Consider the following 17,672-nt stretch of genomic DNA (forward strand, 5'->3'; position numbering starts at 1 on the left):
TTGCTTGTCTCGGGGAACGTCGGGACTAGCCTTAGAGTTGAGACAGAAAAGGATCGTTCCGATGCCCTCAGACCTAACCCGCCGCACTCTTCTAGGAACCGGAGCAGCCGCCCTCGGCGCAGCCGGTTTAGGATTGACCCCGCACCGAGCGGTTGCCCAAACACCGGTGAGCTTGCAGCTATCGTGGCTTCATTCCGTTCAATTCGCCGGAAGCTATATTGCACAGGAACGTGGCTTCTGGTCCGACGCAGGGCTTGATGTGTCACTGCTTTCCGGTGGTCCGAATGCCCCCGTCGAGCCGCCGGTGATTTCGGGCACCGCGCTGGTGGGTATCTCTGCTGCCGACTATGTCGCAGCAGCGGTCGAGCAGGGCGCACCGTTCAAGATATTGGGAGTCGCCATGCAAAAGAACCCGTTCGTCATCGCATCGCTGCCTGAAAACCCAGTGAACTCCCCGGCAGACCTCATCGGCAAGCGGATCGGCATGGCGCTTGCCAACACGCCGATCCTTCAGGCGCTTTGCAAGCTTAACGGCATTGACATCAATGAGATTAACATCATCCCAACGCAATATTCCGCTCAGCCGCTTTTGGCTGGCGAGGTTGATTGCCTGCTGTGTTGGGAGACCGATCTTCCCGTCGCAATGGCGATGCAGGGGGTCGAGAGCGTGACGATGCTTCTGGCCGATCACGGCTATGCCGTCCATTCGCAGACCTATCTGGCCACCGAAGACAGCCTTGCCAATCGCCGCGCCGATTTGATCGCGCTGATGGCCGGAGAGGTGCGTGGCTGGACCGCGTATCGTGAAGATACCGATGCTGCGGCGGAATTGACCGTGCGGATGTATCCCGATGCCGGGCTCGATCTAGAAACGCAGAAACTTCAGGCCGCCCGGCAGGTGCCGCTCATGTTTTCGGATCTGACCGATGCGCAGGGCTTCGGCTGGTGGACGGATGACGCGGTTGCAGCCAATATCGAAACTCTCGCGCTTCTGGGCCGGACGGTGACGCCCGATCTCTGGGACCGCTCGGTCCTGGAAGAGGTTCATGCCACCTGAAACCCCGCCCCCCGAGATTGACTGCTCCGGCGTGTCGAAACGGTTCGACGGCGGAACTGAAGCGGTGCGCGACGTTGATCTGACGATTGCGGCGGGGCAGACGACAGCGCTGGTCGGGCCGTCCGGGTGCGGAAAATCCACGCTGCTTCGCATGGTCGCGGGTCTGGAAGACCCGAGCGCGGGAACCATTGAGATCGCCGGTGCGCCGCCATCCGAAACCTTGCAGCAGGCGGGGCTGTCGATTGCCTTTCAGGATCCCTCACTACTGCCGTGGCGCAGCGTCCGTGGCAATATCGAACTGGCGCTGAGCCTTGCGCGCCGCCCAGTTTCAGACTCCGAAATCAACCAATTGATTGCCCTCGTCGGGCTGAACGGGTTCGCCGACGCCCGCCCTGCAGAGCTTTCCGGCGGGATGCGCCAGCGCGCGGCGATCGCGCGGGCGTTGGCGACGCAGCCGGGGCTGCTGCTGCTCGATGAACCGTTCGGTGCCGTCGACGAGCTGACGCGCCGCCAGTTGGCGCAGGATCTGCCACGCATCTGGGAGGCGCGGGGAACCACGACGCTTCTCGTGACGCATTCGGTCAGCGAAGCTGTGGCGCTGTCTGATCGGGTGATCGTGCTGACACCCCGCCCGGCGCGGGTCGCCGCGGACATCGTGATCGACTTGCCGCGCCCGCGCCCCGAAGGGATCGGCCGCAGCGATGACGCTCTGGAATTGGTTGAACGGGTTTTTGCCGAGCTGACCGAGGCGATGGCGGCGGAAGATACTCCGCTTGCCGCGCAATGACGGCGGCAGCAAGTCCCGCCGTGCGCTCTGCGCGGCTGCCGAGCGCGTGGATCGGCGTGGCGCTGCTGATCGCGCTGTGGGAAGGTGCTGCGCATCTCTTGACCGGCGCGTTTGTCCTCGCCGCGCCAAGCGAGGTCGTGTTTTATCTGATCGACGATTGGCGGCTCATGGGCCGCGCGCTTGGCGTGACGCTTCTCAATGCCGCCGCCGGTTTCGTGATCGGCAACCTTGCCGCCGTGGCGCTGGCTGGTGTCGCGCTCATTTGGCCGCGATCCCAGCGCGTCGTCACCGGGCTGGCGCTGCTGGTCTTTTGCCTGCCGCTTGTCGCAACCGGGCCGATCCTTCGGGTGTTTTTCGGCCCCGGTTCCGGCCCGCAAATCGCGCTGGCCGCGTTGGCGGTCTATTACACCACGCTGATTCCGCTGCTGGTGGGCCTGCGCGCTGCTCCCGATAGCTGGTTCGATCTGGTGCGCAGCTATGGGCGCGGGCCGCTGGCGGCACTGGTGCATGTGCGGCTGATGGCGGCGCTGCCATACCTGTTCGCCGGTCTGCAAATCGCCGCGCCTGCCGCCTTTCTTGGCGCGATGGTGGGTGAGTTCACCGGTGCCGAGCGCGGCATGGGCGTTTTGACGATCCGCGCGATCCGGGCGCTGGATGTGGAGATGACATGGGGGCTGGCGAGCGTTGCCACGGCAGTCTCGATCTTCGCCTATCTTGCCATCGGCGCGCTCGCGCGGCGGGTCTTGCTGGACGCGCCCCCCGTGATCCTCGCTGCGCCCTCGGGCGTTCGCAGCGGACGCGGCTGGGTCGATGCACTTGTCGTTCTGGGTTTGGCGCTGGCGCTTTGGGCGGGGGCCATCTGGGCATTCGGGTTGAACCCGTTCTTTGCCAAGGGGCCGAATGATGTCTGGGCCGCACTTGTGACGGACCCGGACGCTACTGCAACCCGCGCGACCATTTACGCAGCGCTGGCGGAAACGGCGGTGTTCCTGCTTCCGGGATACCTTGCCGGATTGGCGGCGGGCGCGGGACTGGCAATCTTGCTGGTGCTGGCGCCTGCGCTGGCCAGCACGGCGATGCCTCTTGCCATCGCGCTGCGCTCGGTGCCGATCGTGACGACCGCGCCGCTGGTGGTTCTGATCCTCGGTCGCGGGGCGGTCGGGACCATCGTTCTGGTTGCGGTCATGGTGTTCTTTCCCACTTTCGTCGCTTGCCTGCACGGATTGCGGCAAGCGCCGGGGCAGGTGCTCGATGTGCTGGACAGCTATGCCGCCGGTCCAATGACGCGGCTGCTCCGGGTGCAAATTCCGGCGATGTTGCCCGCCTTTTTCGCCGCGGCACGGATGGCGGTGCCAGCCTCGGTGCTGGCGGTGACGGTGGTGGAGTGGCTGGCAACCGGGGCGGGAATCGGCAGCCTGATGGCGCTCTCGGCATCATTGTCAGACTACGACATCTTGTGGAGCTCCGTGGTCATTGTCGCGGCGCTGTCCTCGCTTGGATATGCGCTGGTCGGTGCAGTGGAGCGGCGCGTTCTTGCGCGGTATGCGCCCGAGCAACTGGCATGAGCTTGCGCCGCGCCGCCTTTGCCATTCCGGGCGACATCAACACCCCGACGGGCGGGTACATCTACGAGCGCAAGCTGCTGGAAGGGCTGCGCGCTCAGGGTAGGGACGTTGTGCATCTGGAATTCGGGGCGTCCTTTCCCGATCCGGACCGCGCAGACATGGCGGATGCAGTTATGCAGCTAAATGCGCTTGAGCCGGATCGGGTGGTGATCCTTGACGGGTTTGTGTCGGCAACGATGGACACGGATGCGCTTGCGCGACTGCATGTGCCCTGCGTGGCAATGGTCCATCATCCGCTGGCCTTGGAAACAGGGTTGAGCGCCGCGCAGCGGGATCGGCTCTACCGGATCGAGCGCGAAAATCTCGCTCATATGGCGCATGTGTTCGTTCCCAGCCCCAGCACGGCAGAGACGATTGTTTCGTCCTACTCTGTGCCGCGCGAACGCGTCACGGTGCTGCGTCCCGGTACAGAGCCGCCAAAGCTTGCACCAGCGCCAGTGTCGCCGCCGCTGATCCTGTCGGTCGGGATTCAGCATCCGCGCAAAGGTCATGACATCCTGTTGCGTGCATTGGCCCGACTGAGACATCTAGACTGGCAAGCTGTGATCGCAGGCAAGGTGCATGACGCGAGCCATGCCGCCGAACTGAGAGCGCTTGGGGAAGAGCTGGGACTGGAAGCGCGGGTCGAGATTGCGGGCTTTGTTGCGCAGGACGATCTGCAACGGCTCTACGCGAACGCCACCATATTTGCCCTGGCCACCCGATTCGAGGGCTACGGGCTGGTCTTTGACGAAGCGCTGGCACACGGCTTGCCCATCGTCAGTTGCCGCACCGGTGCAGTGCCAGACACAGTGCCGCAGCGCGCCGGACGGCTTGTCGCTGTCGATGACCCAAATGCCTTCGCCGCAGCGCTCTCCGATCTTCTGACGGATGATTCGATGCGACAGAACATGGCGCAAGCGGCGGAACTGGAAGGCCGTCGGTTGCCGATGTGGAAAGACACGGCGCGCGTTGCCGGGCAGGTTCTGGACCGGCTTTGTGGCGAACCTTCAAGCAAGTGACGTCGGCTTCTCGCTTCCGCTCAACAGGTTGTAAACCTTGCGCATCACTGTCGGCAGATCTTCAGGATCAAAGCGTTCGGCCTCGACAAACATGCCGCGGGCCGGCGCGCGCTCCATCGGAACAAGCGCGGTCTTTACCGTCAGCCGCAGATGAAAATGCGTGAATGTGTGCAGCGCCTCGGCTGGCAGGGTGCGCCACTCGGCCTTGATGGGGGGCGCCTCCTGCGGATCATCGCCCCATTCGCTCCCCGGCCAGCCAAGCATACCGCCCAGAAGCCCGCTGTCCGGGCGCTGCTCCAACAGCCATGCACCATCGACCCGGCGCACCAGATAGGCAAAGCCGTGACGGGTCGGCTTGCGTTTCTTCGGCGATTTCCGAGGCAGGTCTTTCGCCGTCCCGGCCTCCCATGCCGCACAAGACCTGCGCCACGGACACAGGCCGCACGCCGGGTTGCGCGGGGTGCAGATCGTCGCGCCCAAATCCATCACCGCCTGCGCATAGCACCCCGGCCTGACCTGCGGCGTCAGCGCTTTGGCATATTCCATCAACACAGGTTTCGCAGCGGGCAATGGCATGTGCTCATCGTACAGGCGGGCCATGACCCGTTCGACATTGCCGTCAAGCACGGTTTCGGCACGGTCAAATGCAATCGAGGCGATCGCGGCGGCGGTATATGGCCCGATCCCCGGCAGTGCGATCAGACCGTCATAGGTATCGGGAAACGTTCCGCCGTGTTCGTCGCGGATGACCCTTGCGCATTTCAGAAGGTTGCGCGCGCGGGCATAGTAGCCAAGCCCCGCCCATGCGGCCATGACGTCGGCATCCTCGGCGTCCGCCAGGTCACTGACGGTGGGCCAGCGGGCTGTGAAGGCCTCGAAAAAGCTCTTTACGGCTGCGACCGTCGTTTGCTGCAGCATGATCTCGGACATCCAGACCCGATAGGGATCGGGCCGCACGCCGTTCGCGCGCGATTTCGGCCCCACGCGCCACGGCATGGCGCGGGCGTGTCGGTCGTACCATTCAAGGAGCGCTGCCGGATCGGGGCGTTCACGGGGGGCTGACGGGGCTTTGATCGCTGTGTTCATTTCAAGGCTGGTTGCATCGGGCTTGCGGCACTAGAATAGTGCGCGGGACAGGGAGTCAAACATGCCGCCGCGCACCGGACAGACACGAGGGTTCAAACGCACGTCAAGTCTGCTTCAGACGCAGATTCGAAAGACGTCCGAATCGCGGGGGTTTGCCCAGTCACGACTCCTCACCCATTGGTCAGAGATCGCGGGCGACGATATTGCCGCGATCAGCCGCCCTGTCGAGGTCCGGTATGGGCGTGGCGGTCTGGGCGCAACATTAACGCTGCTGACCACAGGCGCCAACGCTCCGATGCTCGAAATGCAAAAGGAAGCGTTGCGTGCCAAGGTAAACGCCGTTTACGGGTACAACGCGATTTCAAAACTGCGGATCACGCAAACCGCGGCGACCGGCTTCGCGGAAGGCCAGGTCAGCTTCCAGCATCGCCCCAAGGCGGAACAGCGCGATATCTCGCCCGCTGTCACGCCCCAGGCGCAAGACATGGCGCGCGGGGTCGAGGATGACGGCTTGCGCTCTGCTCTGGAACGTCTGGCCAGCAATGTCTATTCCAGAACACAACACCGGACCTGACGGTCTGACATACACAGGATAAAGGGTTTCGCAATGAAACAACGCTTGATGACAATTGCTCTCTCGACGGCCATGCTGATTGGCGGAGGCGCCGCCACCGCGCAGGAGGCGGATGCCGACACCACAGACACTGTGGAGATTCAGGAAATGGTGCTCGGTGCCGAGGACGCGCCGGTCGAGGTCATCGAGTACGCGTCTTATACCTGCCCCCATTGCGCGACCTTCCACGAAACGGTTCTGCCAGACCTGAAAAGGGATTACATCGACACCGGAAAGGTCAAGTTCACGTACCGTGAGGTCTATTTCGATCGCTACTCGCTGTGGGGCTCGCTCGTGGCGCGGTGTGGTGGCGAAGAGAAGTTCTTCGGGATCACGGATATCATCTACGATCAACAAAGCGATTGGGTGCGCGCCGGATCGGAAGCAGATATCGCCGAGGCGTTGCGCAAGATCGGGCGCATTGCCGGAATCGAGAACGACAAGCTTGAGTCGTGCCTGAGCGACGGCGACACCGCACGGGCGCTGGTCGAGTGGTATCAGGCCAATGCCGAGGAGCACGAAATCACCTCAACGCCATCGTTCGTGATCGACGGCAAAACCTATTCGAATATGAGCTATCCCGATTTCAAGGAGATTCTCGACGAGCGTCTGGGGAGCTAGAACGAGTTTTCGCGATTTATGGGAATTCCACGAAAAGCCGGCGATATTACGCCGGCTTTTTTCGTTTTGGGTGGACATCGAAATAGGTCCGCGCCGGACCCATTGTTTCGCATGCGAAACATTGAGGCCGCTTCGGACCTTTTAACTTATTGTAAAACAATCCAAATAGTTGATTAAAATTTACAGCGCCGAATGCGGACATTTCCGTTCAGGCCACCTTCGCCGACGACACGCGAATAAGCGACACCGACTTCGTGCAAGACGAATGCAGGGGCAGCGCTATGTGCGCCGCCCTTCGCGCAGCCATGCGCCAAGGATCAGGGCGGATGACAGCAGTAGCACCAGCCAGCCCGGCAAGAGGGGTGTTTGCGTGACGTCGAGCGTCTCGAACGCGTCGCGCGGAGTGATGCCGAGCCAGCCGCGTCCGGCGGCAGGGCGGCCGATGCCGACACTGCGGATGCTGGGCATGCCGTTTTCCAACCGCCGCACACCGCCACGCGTACCGTCGATGGCCGGCTCCAGCGCGGTGCCGCTGGCGATGGTCTGCTCGAACTCGCGCGGCGCGGCGGGGCCGAGGCCGACAACGGCGCTCTGGTCGCCTTCGGCAAGGCGGTAAAGGCCGATCTCCGGGCCGGTATAGAGCGCCTCGAACCGGCCGGGGGAGGATTCAGCGAGCGTTATCTCTTCGTCAGTGCCATCGGGGCGGGTGACCGTCACCGGGCCGACGGTTTCCTCGAGCGTTCGGCGGATGATGCGCATGGTCTGGCCGGTGGGTTCGGCCCAGAGCGCCTCTTCCTCGAGCTCGGGCTCTTTCATCATCCAATGGGCAAGACGGCGCAGCAGGTCGAGTTGCGGGCCGCCGCCCTCATAGCCGCGCGACCAGAGCCATGCCTGATCGGAGGCCAGAAGCGCGACACGTCCTTCTCCGACGCGGTCAAGCACCAGGAGAGGCTTGTCGTCGATACCGGACATCACCACATCGCCGGATTTCGGCGCAACTTCGATCTGGCGCAGCCATCTGCCCCAAGCCGCAGCGCCTTGCAGGCCGGAGGTGACAGGATGGCGTTCGCCCAGATCGGTGATCGCGGGGCTGTAGCCCTCGTCGATGACGCGGGCCGTCGGCTCGGCGGGGAGTATCTCGGACAGTGGTGAACGGTAGATACTGTCGGCGCTGGCGAAATCGGGGCCGGCGGCGACCAGCACTGCGCCACCCTGTTCGACGTAGTTGCGTACGTTATCCAGATAGATGGCCGGCAGGATACCGCGCCGCTTGTAGCGGTCAAAGATGATAAGGTCGAAATCCTCGATCTTTTCGAGAAACAACTCGCGTGTGGGAAACGCGATGAGAGAGAGTTCCGTGACCGGCACACCGTCTTGTTTTTCCGGCGGGCGCAGGATGGTGAAATGCACGAGGTCCACCGAACTGTCGGATTTCAGCAGGTTGCGCCAGGTGCGCCCGCCGGCGTGGGGTTCGCCCGACACCAGCAGCACGCGCAGCCGGTCGCGCACGCCGTTGATCTGCACCAGCGCGGTGTTGTTGCGGTCGGTCAGTTCGGCCTCGGCTTCGGGGACGGTGAACTGGATCACGTTTAGCCCGCCATGCGGCAGGGTGATGGGCAGATCGATGTCCTGTCCGATGGGCATGTCAAAGCGCTGCGGCTCTGCACCATCGACGGAGATGTCGATCACGGTCTGGGCAGCGTCGGGGGCAGCGCCCTCGTCCTCGACGCGCAGCGTGAGGGTGACGGGCTCGCCCAGAATGGCGAAGGCGGGGGCGTTCCTGACGATCAGGCGGCGGTCCCAGTCGGTCTCCTCGCCGGTGAGAAGTAGGTGCAGCGGTGCGGGCAGGTCGGGCGTGCGTTCAAGATCGTGCAAACGGCCATCCGAGAGCAGGAACATGCCCGCGATGCGCCCGCGCGGTTCCTCGGCCAGCGTATCGGACAGCGCGGACATGAGCAGCGTGCCGGTATCGGCCTGCCCGTCGCCAACCTCGATCCGGCGGATTTCGGTGTTCGGACGCGCGTTGATGTCGGCGGCAAGCGCGTCGGCAGCGGTTTCAGTGGTGCCAAGGCGTTCGCCGAGCGATTGACTGGCGCTCTTGTCCTCGACGATGAGCACGATATCGGACAGCGGCGCGCGATCCTCGATCTGGTAGGAGGGTTGCGCCAAGGCCGCCAGAACCACCAGCGCGGCAAGCGCGCGCAAGGCCCAGCCCTGCAAGCCGCGCCAGAGGGCAAGGGCGATGCCTAGCGCGGCCACACCGGCCAGCGCGGCAATCAGGAGCCAGGGCAAGAGCGGATCGAAAACGATGCTGCCGGTCATCAATTTCCCAATCTGTCAAGAAGTGCAGGCACATGCACCTGATCGGATTTGTAGTTGCCGGTCAGCACGTGCATCACGAGGTTCACGCCAAAGCGATACGCGATCTCGCGCTGACGTTCACCCGCATAGCCGCGCCCGACCGGGTAAAGCGGGCTGCCGCGTTCGTCCATCGCCCAGGCCGAGGCCCAATCGTTGCCACCGATCACCACAGGCGTCACGTTGTCGTTGAGATTGCGGAAGGGCATCCCTTCGACCTGTTCGGCATCGGGCGGCGCAGCCTCGACCCAGACATCGCGGCCGGAGTGGCGGCCGGGGAAATCCTGAAGCAGGTAGAAGGTGCGGGTCAGCACGTGATCCTCGGGGATCGGCTCCAGCGGCGGGATGTCGAGCGGGGCGGCGAGCTCTTGCAGCTTGCGGCCATTGGGGCTGGATGCGCCGAAGCTGGCGATATCGGCATCGCGGGTATCGAAGAGGATCATCCCGCCGGAGCGCAAATAGGTGTTCAGCTTGGCATAGGCTTCTGCGGATGGCGTGGGCTGGTCGGGTGTGATCGGCCAGTAGAGGAAGGGGAAGAACGCGAGTTCGTCGGTTTCAAGATTCACGGCGACGGGCTCGGCAGGCTCGACGGAGGTTCGGAAGAACAGGGTTTCGGACAGGCCGCTCAACCCGGCCTGTGCAACCTCGTCTAGCCTGTCATCGCCCGTCACGACATGGCCAAAGGTCACTTCGGCAGTGGTCGTGAGCGCGAATGCGTCATCCTGAGTCTGGGCCTGCGCCGATGGTAGGGGCGTCAGTAGCGCCACCAGCGCAAGGGACGCCGCAGTGGTCGCACGGGGGCCGGTCAGCCTGCCTGACAGGAGGAGCGAGGCGATGATGTCGACCAACAAGAGCAAGATTGACAGTGCCAGAACCCAGCCTGCCAGCGGTGTTTCTTCCGAGCGCGAGAAACCTTCCACCCGCACCTCCGAGGGCCAGACCGCCGGTGTCAATGTCGACTCTGCGGCCAGCACGTTGCGGGCAAGTGCGCGGTCCTGATCGAAATAAACCCCCGGTCGCATGTCAGGGCCAAGCGGAGCCGATACGAGATCCTCGCCCGCGACGCCGGGAAGGGTGCTGCCATCGGCAAGCGCGCCGAACGCATCGAGAACCAGACTGGGCTGCCAGATCGTTCCCGCCAAATCGTCGGCTCCGGGTCGATCGGCGGTGCCGGCAGCTATCGCCAGACGTTCCAACATTTGCACGAACAGGCCCGACAGCGGCAGGCTTGACCATTCGGCATTGGCGGTGACGTGGAACAGGATGATCTGGCCCTGACCAACGGTCTTGCGCGTGACGAGCGGTGTTCCGTCGCTCAGTTGTGCAATCACACGCTCTGCCAGTGCCGGATCTGGTTGCGCCATGACCTGCGCCGACACGGTCACATCGGGCGGCACGGGCAGGCCGAAGAAAGGGCTGTCCTCTGGGAACGGGGCCAGTGACTTGGGCTCGCCCCAGCTCATCGCGCCGCCAACACTGCGACCGCCGGCGCGCAGGCGCACAGGCATCAGCGGGTCTTCGGTATCGCGGCTCACATCGCTGGCGGCAAGACGTGGTCCGGCAAAGCGCAACAGGATACCACCCCCTTCGAGCCAATCGGTTAGCGCGGCCTCTTCGGCCATGCCGAGGGTCGCCACATCTGCCAGTGCGATCACATCGGGGTTGGCCGGAATGACGTCCATCAGCGCGCCGTTCAACAAGTCGGCGCTCGGTTCCAACGCTTTTTGCAGATAGTGCAGCGGCGAGAGCAGTTGCAGCCCCTCGCGGTCGTCGCGGCCTGCGATCAGGGCCACTTCGCGGCGGCGCAAGCTGTCATCCGGCAGGGTGGTGGCGCCCGCACTGCGGTTGCCCTCGATTTCGAACCGGGTGATCCGGGCGCGCAGTTCGGACGGCAGGGACAAGGCGGTTTCCGCCAAGGCTTCGCCGGATGCAAACTGTGCAGTCGCGCGTGCGAGAACCGCCGGATTGCCTGCCGGGTCGCGCCCTTGAGCCAGAATGGTCACGTCGCGCTCTGCTCCGGTTTGGGCGCGCAGTGCGCTCAAAACGATATTGCCATCCTCAAAGCGCGCGGGGAGAAGTCCCATTACGGTTTGTCCGGTCTGAAACACCGTGACCGTGCCGCGAGCCTGCACTGCGTTCAGAAGCTCTGTGCGAAAGGATCGCTCCAATCCGTCCGACAGCCAATAGGTGTCGAAATCGCCCTCCGGCAACAGCTCGGTCGCGCGGATGGTTTGCGCCTCATCGGGTTCCCACGGCTCTGGAGACAGGCCAACCAGTCGTCCCCGCAGATCGTCGGCGGCCTGAAAGCTGGGCTGCTCGGGGCTGCTCAGCTTGATGAGCGCCACACGTCGATCCTCGCGCGCGGCCTGCGCGAGCAAGCCATCAAGCGCCTGCATCCGTGCCCGCCAGCTGGCCGCGCTTGCCCAGGAGCCGTCCATCAGCACCAGCACGCGGTCATTGGCCAACGCAGCGTCCTCGGGTTCCGGGTTGAGGATCGGTCCGGCCAGACCGACGATCAATGCCGCGACGGCCAACATGCGGAGCAACAACAGCCACCACGGTGTGCGGTCGCTGACCTGATCGTCGTCCTTCAGGCCCAACAGCAGAACCACGCCGGGAAACAGACGTCTGATCGGCGCAGGTGGCACGGCGCGCAGGATCACCCAGAGGATCGGCAGCGCCAGAAGCGTCAGCAAGAGCCACGGTGCGGTGAATCCGATCGGGCCAATCAGCGTCATCTCTGGCCTCCGTCCATAGCGCGGTAGATCCACAACAAGGCGGATTGCGCGCTGTCGCTTGTGCGATGACACAGATATTGCCAGCCGGTGAGCCGCGCCAACTGGTCCAGCCGATCCTTGCGCTTTGCCAGCCGGTCAAGATAGCGGCTTCGCAAATCTCCGGCCTTCAGGGTTTCATGCACATAGCCGCCGCCAACGCTTTGAAAGATGGTGCGCCCGTCAAAGGGAAACATCTCTTCGCTTGGGTCGAGGATTTGCACCAATGCGCCCTGCACGCCGCGGTCCGCCGCTTTGGTCAATGCCGTCTCTACCGGTTCGGGATCGCCCAGGAAATCGGAGAAGAAGAGCGCTCGCGATTGCGGAATCATATTGCGTGAGTCCGGTTTTGAATAATCATCCGGTTCATCGAGCGATAGCATTTCCGACAGACGCGCAATTTGCGCACGTCCACGTCGCGGCGGCAAATCGGCACCGGTCAATCCCACACGTTCGCCGCCATGCACAAGCAGGATGGCGGTGGCCATTGCCAGGGTGCGGGCGCGATCGGCTTTGGTGATCAGGTTGGGATCGGAGGCAAACCGCATCGACGCCCCCTGATCGACCCAGAGCATCACGCTTTGCGCGATCTGCCATTCGCGTTCGCGCACGAACTGCGTGTCGCTTCGCGCCGAGCGGCGCCAGTCGATATCGCGCAAGGCATCGCCGGTTTGCAGCGGGCGGTATTGCCAGAAATCATCGCCGATGCCCGACCGTCGCCGTCCGTGATCGCCAAGTAGAACCGTACCCGCCAGATGCTCGGCCCGCGCCAGAAGTGCGGGCAGTCGGGCGGCTTCCGCCTCCGAGCGTTGGCGAAGGGTTGCCGCTTGCGTCACGCAGCCGCCTCGGACATCACCATGCCCGCCGCGACATCGTCAATCAGACGGCCGAGATCCTCGCCTCGCGCGCGCGCCGAGAAGCTCAGCGCCATGCGATGCGTCAGGACGGGGCGCGACATTGCCATAACGTCCTCGGGTGCCGGGGCAAGACGCCCCTCAAGTAATGCGCGTGCGCGGACCGTCAGCATCAACGCTTGCGCCGCACGCGGGCCGGGGCCCCATGCGACCGTGTCCTTGACCCGGTCACCGGCGAGGGAATCGTCGGGGCGGAACGAGCGAACCAAGTCGAGGATCATCTCGACGACGGCATCGCCGACCGGCATCCGGCGCAGCAATCTTTGCGCGGCAATCAGTTCTGCGGCAGTGAATACCTGATAGGCCTCGGCCTCTTCGGCGCCGGTTGTCGCAAGCAGGATGTCCTTTTCAGTCACGCGGTCGGGATAGGCCACGTCGATCTGCACCAGGAATCGGTCAAGCTGCGCTTCGGGCAACGGATAGGTGCCCTCTTGCTCGATCGGGTTTTGCGTGGCCAGCACATGAAACGGCGCGTCCAGGACGCGGGTTTCGCCGGCCACCGTCACCACCTTTTCCTGCATCGCTTGCAGCAGCGCTGACTGCGTTCGCGGGCTGGCACGGTTGATTTCGTCGGCCATCAGCAGTTGGCAAAAGATCGGGCCGGGAATGAACTTGAACGCGCGGCTGCCATCGGCGCCGGTTTCAAGCACTTCGGAGCCCAGAATATCGGCAGGCATCAGATCGGGGGTGAACTGGACACGGTTGCCGTCCAGCCCCATCACGGTCGAGACCGTTTCCACCAACCGCGTCTTGCCGAGACCCGGAAGGCCGATCAAAAGACCATGCCCGCCGCAGAGCAGCGCCGCCAGGGTGAGGTCAACGACCCGCTCCTGACCGATGAACCGGCGGGTGATTGCCGTTTTGGCTTCGGCCAGCTTGCGCTCCAGCGCTTCGATCTCTGACACGAGGTCCTCGGTCGCAGCCATCCTGTCTCTCCCTTGAAAGATTTCCCTGTTTGGGCAAAGTGTAACGTTTAGTGGAGAAATGGCAAAAGCAATGAGCGCACAAGATCGTGTACCCCCCTCCGCCGAAGGCATCGCAGCTTCGGCCCGCGCGGCACAGGAAAAAGACGGCAAAAAAGGTCTTCCGCCAGTGCACCTGTGGAATCCGCCCTTTTGCGGCGACCTCGATATGCGTATCGCGCGGGACGGGACGTGGTTCTACCTTGGCACTCCCATAGGCAGACCAGCGCTGGTCAAACTGTTTTCGTCGATTCTGCGCAAAGACGGCGATCAGTATTTTCTTGTTACCCCGGTGGAAAAGGTTGGCATCACGGTCGATGATGCACCGTTCGTCGCCACCGATTTCGAAACGTCGGGCGCGGGCAAGGAGCAAGTTCTGAGATTTACGACCAATGTCGGTGATAGCGCGGTCGCCAGTTCCGAGAATCCGATCCGGGTCGCGCGCGACACTGAAACGGGCGAGCCGTCGCCCTATGTTCTGATCCGTTCCAATCTCGAAGCGTTGATCGACCGCAAGAGTTTTTACCGCTTGGTGGATATCGGAACGCACCATGACGACTGGTTCGGCGTCTGGTCGAGCGGTACGTTCTTCAAGATCATCCCATCGGACGAATTGCCGGGTTGAATTTCCGATCGCCGGATTGATATCTGCCCACGGAGTTCATATTCTGAACTCTGAATTTGATGTATACGCGAAGGACATACCCATGATCCCCACCCGTTTTGCCCCGGTGGTCTTTGGACTTTTGTTATCCGGCCTGATGTCTCTTATCGTGTCGTTCATTGCGACATTTCAGGCGGTAGGGCTGGAACCGGGGTTCCTCGGGCTGTGGATGTCGTCATGGTTGTCGAGCTGGCTGGTCGCGTTTCCGACGGTTCTGGTTGTCGCGCCCGTCGTGCGCCGGATTGTCGAGCGCAACACCCGGAGAGCGTAGAGCGCGACCGCTCTGCTAGTCCCCCAGTTTTGCATGCACCTCGGCCAGATCGATTTCGCCGATGGGCATCTTGTTGCCCGGATTTTCAAAGTCGTATTTGAACAGGTCGAAATCGCGTTTGTAGATCTCGTAGACAAGATGCATCGACAGATCGTCGAAATAGTCTTCTACCGGATGGGCGCGTTTGGGGCCGTGGCCCTCGCTTTCGTTGAAGCGCGGGATCTTCTTTAGATCGATGGTCTTCTTCGTTTCGGCCGTGTTCAGAACCTCCGCCATGCCCTCGTTGAACCTTTCGGTCCAGAAGATGTGATCGTAGCGACCGCCATTGACGATAAACGTGCTGATATGGCCCGACATGGCCGACCAGTGGATGTCAGGGTCCATCGGGCGGCGCCAGCGGATGGTGTCGCGCGCGAACAGGAGGAAGCGGCGAAAGCTTTCGATCTGGTCGAACTCCTGCTTGCCATCCGCGCCTCCCACGTCAATGCCGTATTTCTGGATCAAGAGAGGCACGAGATTGCCGCGATAGCGCTTGCCGTTGCGTTGTATGCCGCAGATCTTGTCGAAAAACGAACTTAGGATGCGCGTGTAGGGGTTGCGCACGCAGGTAAACGAATAGGTGTCATGCGCTTGAATCCGCTGGGTGATCGCGTCTTTGCTGTGATCGAGCGCCCACTTGTGCAGGCCGCTTTGCGCGTCGTGAATGTCACCATCGAAAAATTCGCCATGATCTGAATAATACATGATCTGACCGATGGTCGAGCAGGCGCATTTCGGCACCACGCGATAGACCATGCTCTCGCTCTCGGTCATCCAAGTACCGGGAAATCCCATATTCTGCCGCCTCCAGCCTCGTTCCGGGCCTTTATCGACCGGTAACGTAAACAAAAAATCAAAGAAATGGAGTTTATTCAATGCATGATGCGTCGTATCACCGAGGGAGTGAGGCAAAAATAGGGCAGAAGATCCACTGAATGGCAAAAATTGCCTTTATATTACTGTGCCACAAGGATCCGGACGCAATTATCCGTCAAGCGCTCAGCCTGACGGCGGTCGGAGATTATATCTCGATCCACTTTGACGCACGTGCCGATGCGACCGCGTTCAAGACGATCCACACCGCGCTGGGCGACAATCCCAATGTCACTTTCGCCAAAAAGCGGATCAAATGCGGTTGGGGAGAATGGTCGCTGGTTCAGGCCACGCTGCACGCCGTCGAGGCGGCGGTAGAGGCATTTCCGCGCGCCACGCATTTCTACATGCTTTCGGGCGATTGTCAGGCGATCAAGACCGCCGAGTACGCGCATGACTATCTTGATCGCACCGATGTCGATTTTATCGAAAGCTTCGATTTCTTCGCTTCCGACTGGATCAAGACCGGCATGAAGGAAGAGCGGCTGATCTATCGCCACGTCTTCAACGAACGCAACGCCAAGTGGATTTTCTACAAAAGCATGGAACTGCAACGGCGGCTGGGCCTTGCACGCAAAGTGCCTGACGACCTTGAAATCCAGATTGGCAGTCAATGGTGGTGTCTGCGGCGACACACGGTCGAAGCGATCCTTGATTTCATCAGGAAGCGGCCAGACGTAAAGCGCTTTTTCTCGACGACATGGATTCCGGACGAGACGTTTTTTCAAACGCTTGTGCGCCATCTTGTGCCCGAATCAGAGATCGACTGCCGCACGCTGACCTTTTTGATGTTTTCCGATTACGGCATGCCGGTCACGTTCTATAACGACCATTTCGATCTGCTGCTCAGTCAGGATTTCCTGTTCGCCCGCAAGATCAGCCCCGAAGCGCTGGTGCTCAAGGAACGTCTTGGTTCGCTTTACTCCGCCAAGAATGTGAATTTCGAAATCTCGAACGAGGGGCGCTCGCTTTACAAGTTTCTGACCGGCAAGGGCCGCATTGGCCGCCGGTTCGCGCCCCGGTTCTGGGAGACGGAGAGCACGCTGGGCCGCGAACGCGAGATGTTGATCGTGGTGTGCAAGAAATGGCATGTCGCCAAACGGTTGGTTGCGCGCATTCAGCAAACAACCAACATTCCCTGTATCGAGTATCTTTTTAACGAAGAAGATACCGACGTGCCCGACATGGGCGGCATTCAATCCACCTTGGGCAAACGCCACCGTCACCGCAGATCGCTGATGCGGATGTTGTTCGATTATTACGATTCCGATCGCATGGTGGTGTGTATGGACCCCGGCAATCTCGACCTGCTGGAGGATTTCTGCCGGGATCGCGCGACCACGCGCCTGTTGGAAATCAATTGCACCTTCACCGACGAATATCTGATCGGCCATGCCATGCGCGTCGGCCTTGCCGGTGACAGAACGCCGCGCGAAACGCTGGAGCGCTTGCTGCCGACGATCCGCAACGACATCCTGCACGAGAGCGACCATATCCGCGATGCGGATTTCGAAAACTACACACGCATTCGCGAGGAAGACAGCCCGGAAGCGAACGCCGCCTCGCTCGCCGCATTCTTGTCGATCACACCGGAACAGGCGCTGGAGATCGCGCGCACCGACCATCTTTTTGCTGATTGAGGAGCCGAGACATGGCTTACGTCTATGACGATCAAAACATCTTCGCCAAGATCCTGCGCGGCGAGATTCCCAACGACACGGTGATGGAAACCGAACACACGCTGGCGTTTCGCGATATTCAACCGCAAGCGCCGGTGCATGTGCTGGTGATCCCGAAGGGTCCGTATGTGTGTTACGACCATTTCGCGCTTGAGGCGAGCGATGCCGAGATCGCCGATTACACCCGCACCATCGGCGAGATCTGCAAGGCCGAGGGCGTGCAGGACGGCGGATATCGCATCATCTCGAACGCCGGTGAGGCGGGGGTGCAGGAAGTACCGCATTTGCACATCCATATCCTTGGCGGACGGAATCTGGGCCGGATGCTGGCCCCGGCGCGGTAAGGTC

Annotated in this window: 16 protein-coding genes; 10 read left to right on the forward strand and 6 right to left on the reverse strand. The window is 62.1% G+C overall.

From position 1 onward, the window contains the following. Positions 1-61: 61 nt before the first annotated feature. Genes ACGKZZ_RS02340 through ACGKZZ_RS02355 form a run of 4 tightly spaced genes read left to right on the forward strand, consistent with a single transcriptional unit; the run spans position 62 to position 4,470 of the window. Positions 62-1,057, forward strand: coding sequence for an ABC transporter substrate-binding protein (locus ACGKZZ_RS02340; protein ID WP_411221817.1), 996 nt, complete (start codon positions 62-64; stop codon positions 1,055-1,057). After that, a complete protein-coding gene (locus tag ACGKZZ_RS02345; protein WP_411221818.1) occupies positions 1,047-1,844 on the forward strand; it encodes an ABC transporter ATP-binding protein in 798 nt (265 codons plus the stop codon). The genes ACGKZZ_RS02340 and ACGKZZ_RS02345 overlap by 11 nt, the downstream gene beginning before the upstream one ends. Next, a complete protein-coding gene (locus ACGKZZ_RS02350; RefSeq protein ID WP_411221819.1) occupies positions 1,841-3,409 on the forward strand; it encodes an ABC transporter permease in 1,569 nt (522 codons plus the stop codon). The genes ACGKZZ_RS02345 and ACGKZZ_RS02350 overlap by 4 nt, the downstream gene beginning before the upstream one ends. After that, positions 3,406-4,470, forward strand: coding sequence for a glycosyltransferase family 4 protein (locus tag ACGKZZ_RS02355; protein ID WP_411221820.1), 1,065 nt, complete (start codon positions 3,406-3,408; stop codon positions 4,468-4,470). The genes ACGKZZ_RS02350 and ACGKZZ_RS02355 overlap by 4 nt, the downstream gene beginning before the upstream one ends. On the opposite strand, the gene mutY is transcribed toward ACGKZZ_RS02355, so the two are convergent. Then, positions 4,459-5,556 carry an A/G-specific adenine glycosylase gene (gene mutY, locus ACGKZZ_RS02360; RefSeq protein WP_411221821.1) on the reverse strand — a complete coding sequence of 366 codons (1,098 nt, stop codon included), beginning with the start codon at positions 5,554-5,556 and terminating at the stop codon, positions 4,459-4,461. The two genes, ACGKZZ_RS02355 and mutY, sit on opposite strands and share 12 nt — an antisense overlap. A gap of 61 nt (positions 5,557-5,617) precedes the next feature. Here mutY and ACGKZZ_RS02365 point away from each other — a divergent pair, with 61 nt between their 5' ends. Both ACGKZZ_RS02365 and ACGKZZ_RS02370 read left to right on the forward strand, forming a co-directional pair. Beyond that, positions 5,618-6,130, forward strand: coding sequence for a DUF721 domain-containing protein (locus tag ACGKZZ_RS02365; RefSeq protein ID WP_411221822.1), 513 nt, complete (start codon positions 5,618-5,620; stop codon positions 6,128-6,130). A 33-nt stretch (positions 6,131-6,163) separates the two neighbouring features. After that, on the forward strand, positions 6,164-6,790 hold the full coding sequence (locus tag ACGKZZ_RS02370; protein ID WP_411221823.1) for a DsbA family protein: 627 nt from the start codon (positions 6,164-6,166) through the stop codon (positions 6,788-6,790). A gap of 279 nt (positions 6,791-7,069) precedes the next feature. Here ACGKZZ_RS02370 and ACGKZZ_RS02375 read toward each other — a convergent pair whose 3' ends face one another. The 4 genes from ACGKZZ_RS02375 to ACGKZZ_RS02390 are packed head-to-tail and all read right to left on the reverse strand — an operon-like array spanning position 7,070 to position 13,762. Next, a complete protein-coding gene (locus ACGKZZ_RS02375; protein WP_411221824.1) occupies positions 7,070-9,112 on the reverse strand; it encodes a glutamine amidotransferase in 2,043 nt (680 codons plus the stop codon). Beyond that, a complete protein-coding gene (locus ACGKZZ_RS02380; RefSeq protein ID WP_411221825.1) occupies positions 9,112-11,886 on the reverse strand; it encodes a DUF4159 domain-containing protein in 2,775 nt (924 codons plus the stop codon). Before ACGKZZ_RS02380 ends, ACGKZZ_RS02375 begins: the two co-directional genes overlap by 1 nt. After that, the gene (locus tag ACGKZZ_RS02385) at positions 11,883-12,758 is read right to left on the reverse strand and encodes a DUF58 domain-containing protein (protein WP_411221826.1); all 876 of its coding nucleotides are present in this window, start codon (positions 12,756-12,758) and stop codon (positions 11,883-11,885) included. Before ACGKZZ_RS02385 ends, ACGKZZ_RS02380 begins: the two co-directional genes overlap by 4 nt. Next, positions 12,755-13,762 carry an AAA family ATPase gene (locus ACGKZZ_RS02390; RefSeq protein WP_411221827.1) on the reverse strand — a complete coding sequence of 336 codons (1,008 nt, stop codon included), beginning with the start codon at positions 13,760-13,762 and terminating at the stop codon, positions 12,755-12,757. The genes ACGKZZ_RS02385 and ACGKZZ_RS02390 overlap by 4 nt, the downstream gene beginning before the upstream one ends. Positions 13,763-13,832: 70 nt before the next feature. On the opposite strand from ACGKZZ_RS02390, the gene ACGKZZ_RS02395 reads away from it, so the two are divergent. Together ACGKZZ_RS02395 and ACGKZZ_RS02400 are read left to right on the forward strand one after the other, a co-directional pair. Beyond that, a complete protein-coding gene (locus ACGKZZ_RS02395) occupies positions 13,833-14,423 on the forward strand; it encodes a DUF1285 domain-containing protein (protein WP_411221828.1) in 591 nt (196 codons plus the stop codon). An 82-nt stretch (positions 14,424-14,505) separates the two neighbouring features. Beyond that, positions 14,506-14,733 carry a DUF2798 domain-containing protein gene (locus ACGKZZ_RS02400; RefSeq protein ID WP_411221829.1) on the forward strand — a complete coding sequence of 76 codons (228 nt, stop codon included), beginning with the start codon at positions 14,506-14,508 and terminating at the stop codon, positions 14,731-14,733. A 15-nt stretch (positions 14,734-14,748) separates the two neighbouring features. Here the strand turns inward: ACGKZZ_RS02400 and ACGKZZ_RS02405 are convergent, their stop codons facing one another. Continuing rightward, on the reverse strand, positions 14,749-15,567 hold the full coding sequence (locus tag ACGKZZ_RS02405; protein WP_411221830.1) for a sulfotransferase family protein: 819 nt from the start codon (positions 15,565-15,567) through the stop codon (positions 14,749-14,751). 140 nt (positions 15,568-15,707) lie between these two features. On the opposite strand from ACGKZZ_RS02405, the gene ACGKZZ_RS02410 reads away from it, so the two are divergent. Both ACGKZZ_RS02410 and ACGKZZ_RS02415 read left to right on the forward strand, forming a co-directional pair. Beyond that, a complete protein-coding gene (locus ACGKZZ_RS02410; protein ID WP_411221831.1) occupies positions 15,708-17,285 on the forward strand; it encodes a DUF5928 domain-containing protein in 1,578 nt (525 codons plus the stop codon). An 11-nt stretch (positions 17,286-17,296) separates the two neighbouring features. Next, positions 17,297-17,668, forward strand: coding sequence for a histidine triad nucleotide-binding protein (locus ACGKZZ_RS02415; protein WP_411221832.1), 372 nt, complete (start codon positions 17,297-17,299; stop codon positions 17,666-17,668). Positions 17,669-17,672: the final 4 nt, after the last annotated feature.

The organism is Marivita sp. S2033, assembly GCF_046592965.1.
In the GTDB taxonomy this organism is placed as follows: domain Bacteria; phylum Pseudomonadota; class Alphaproteobacteria; order Rhodobacterales; family Rhodobacteraceae; genus Marivita.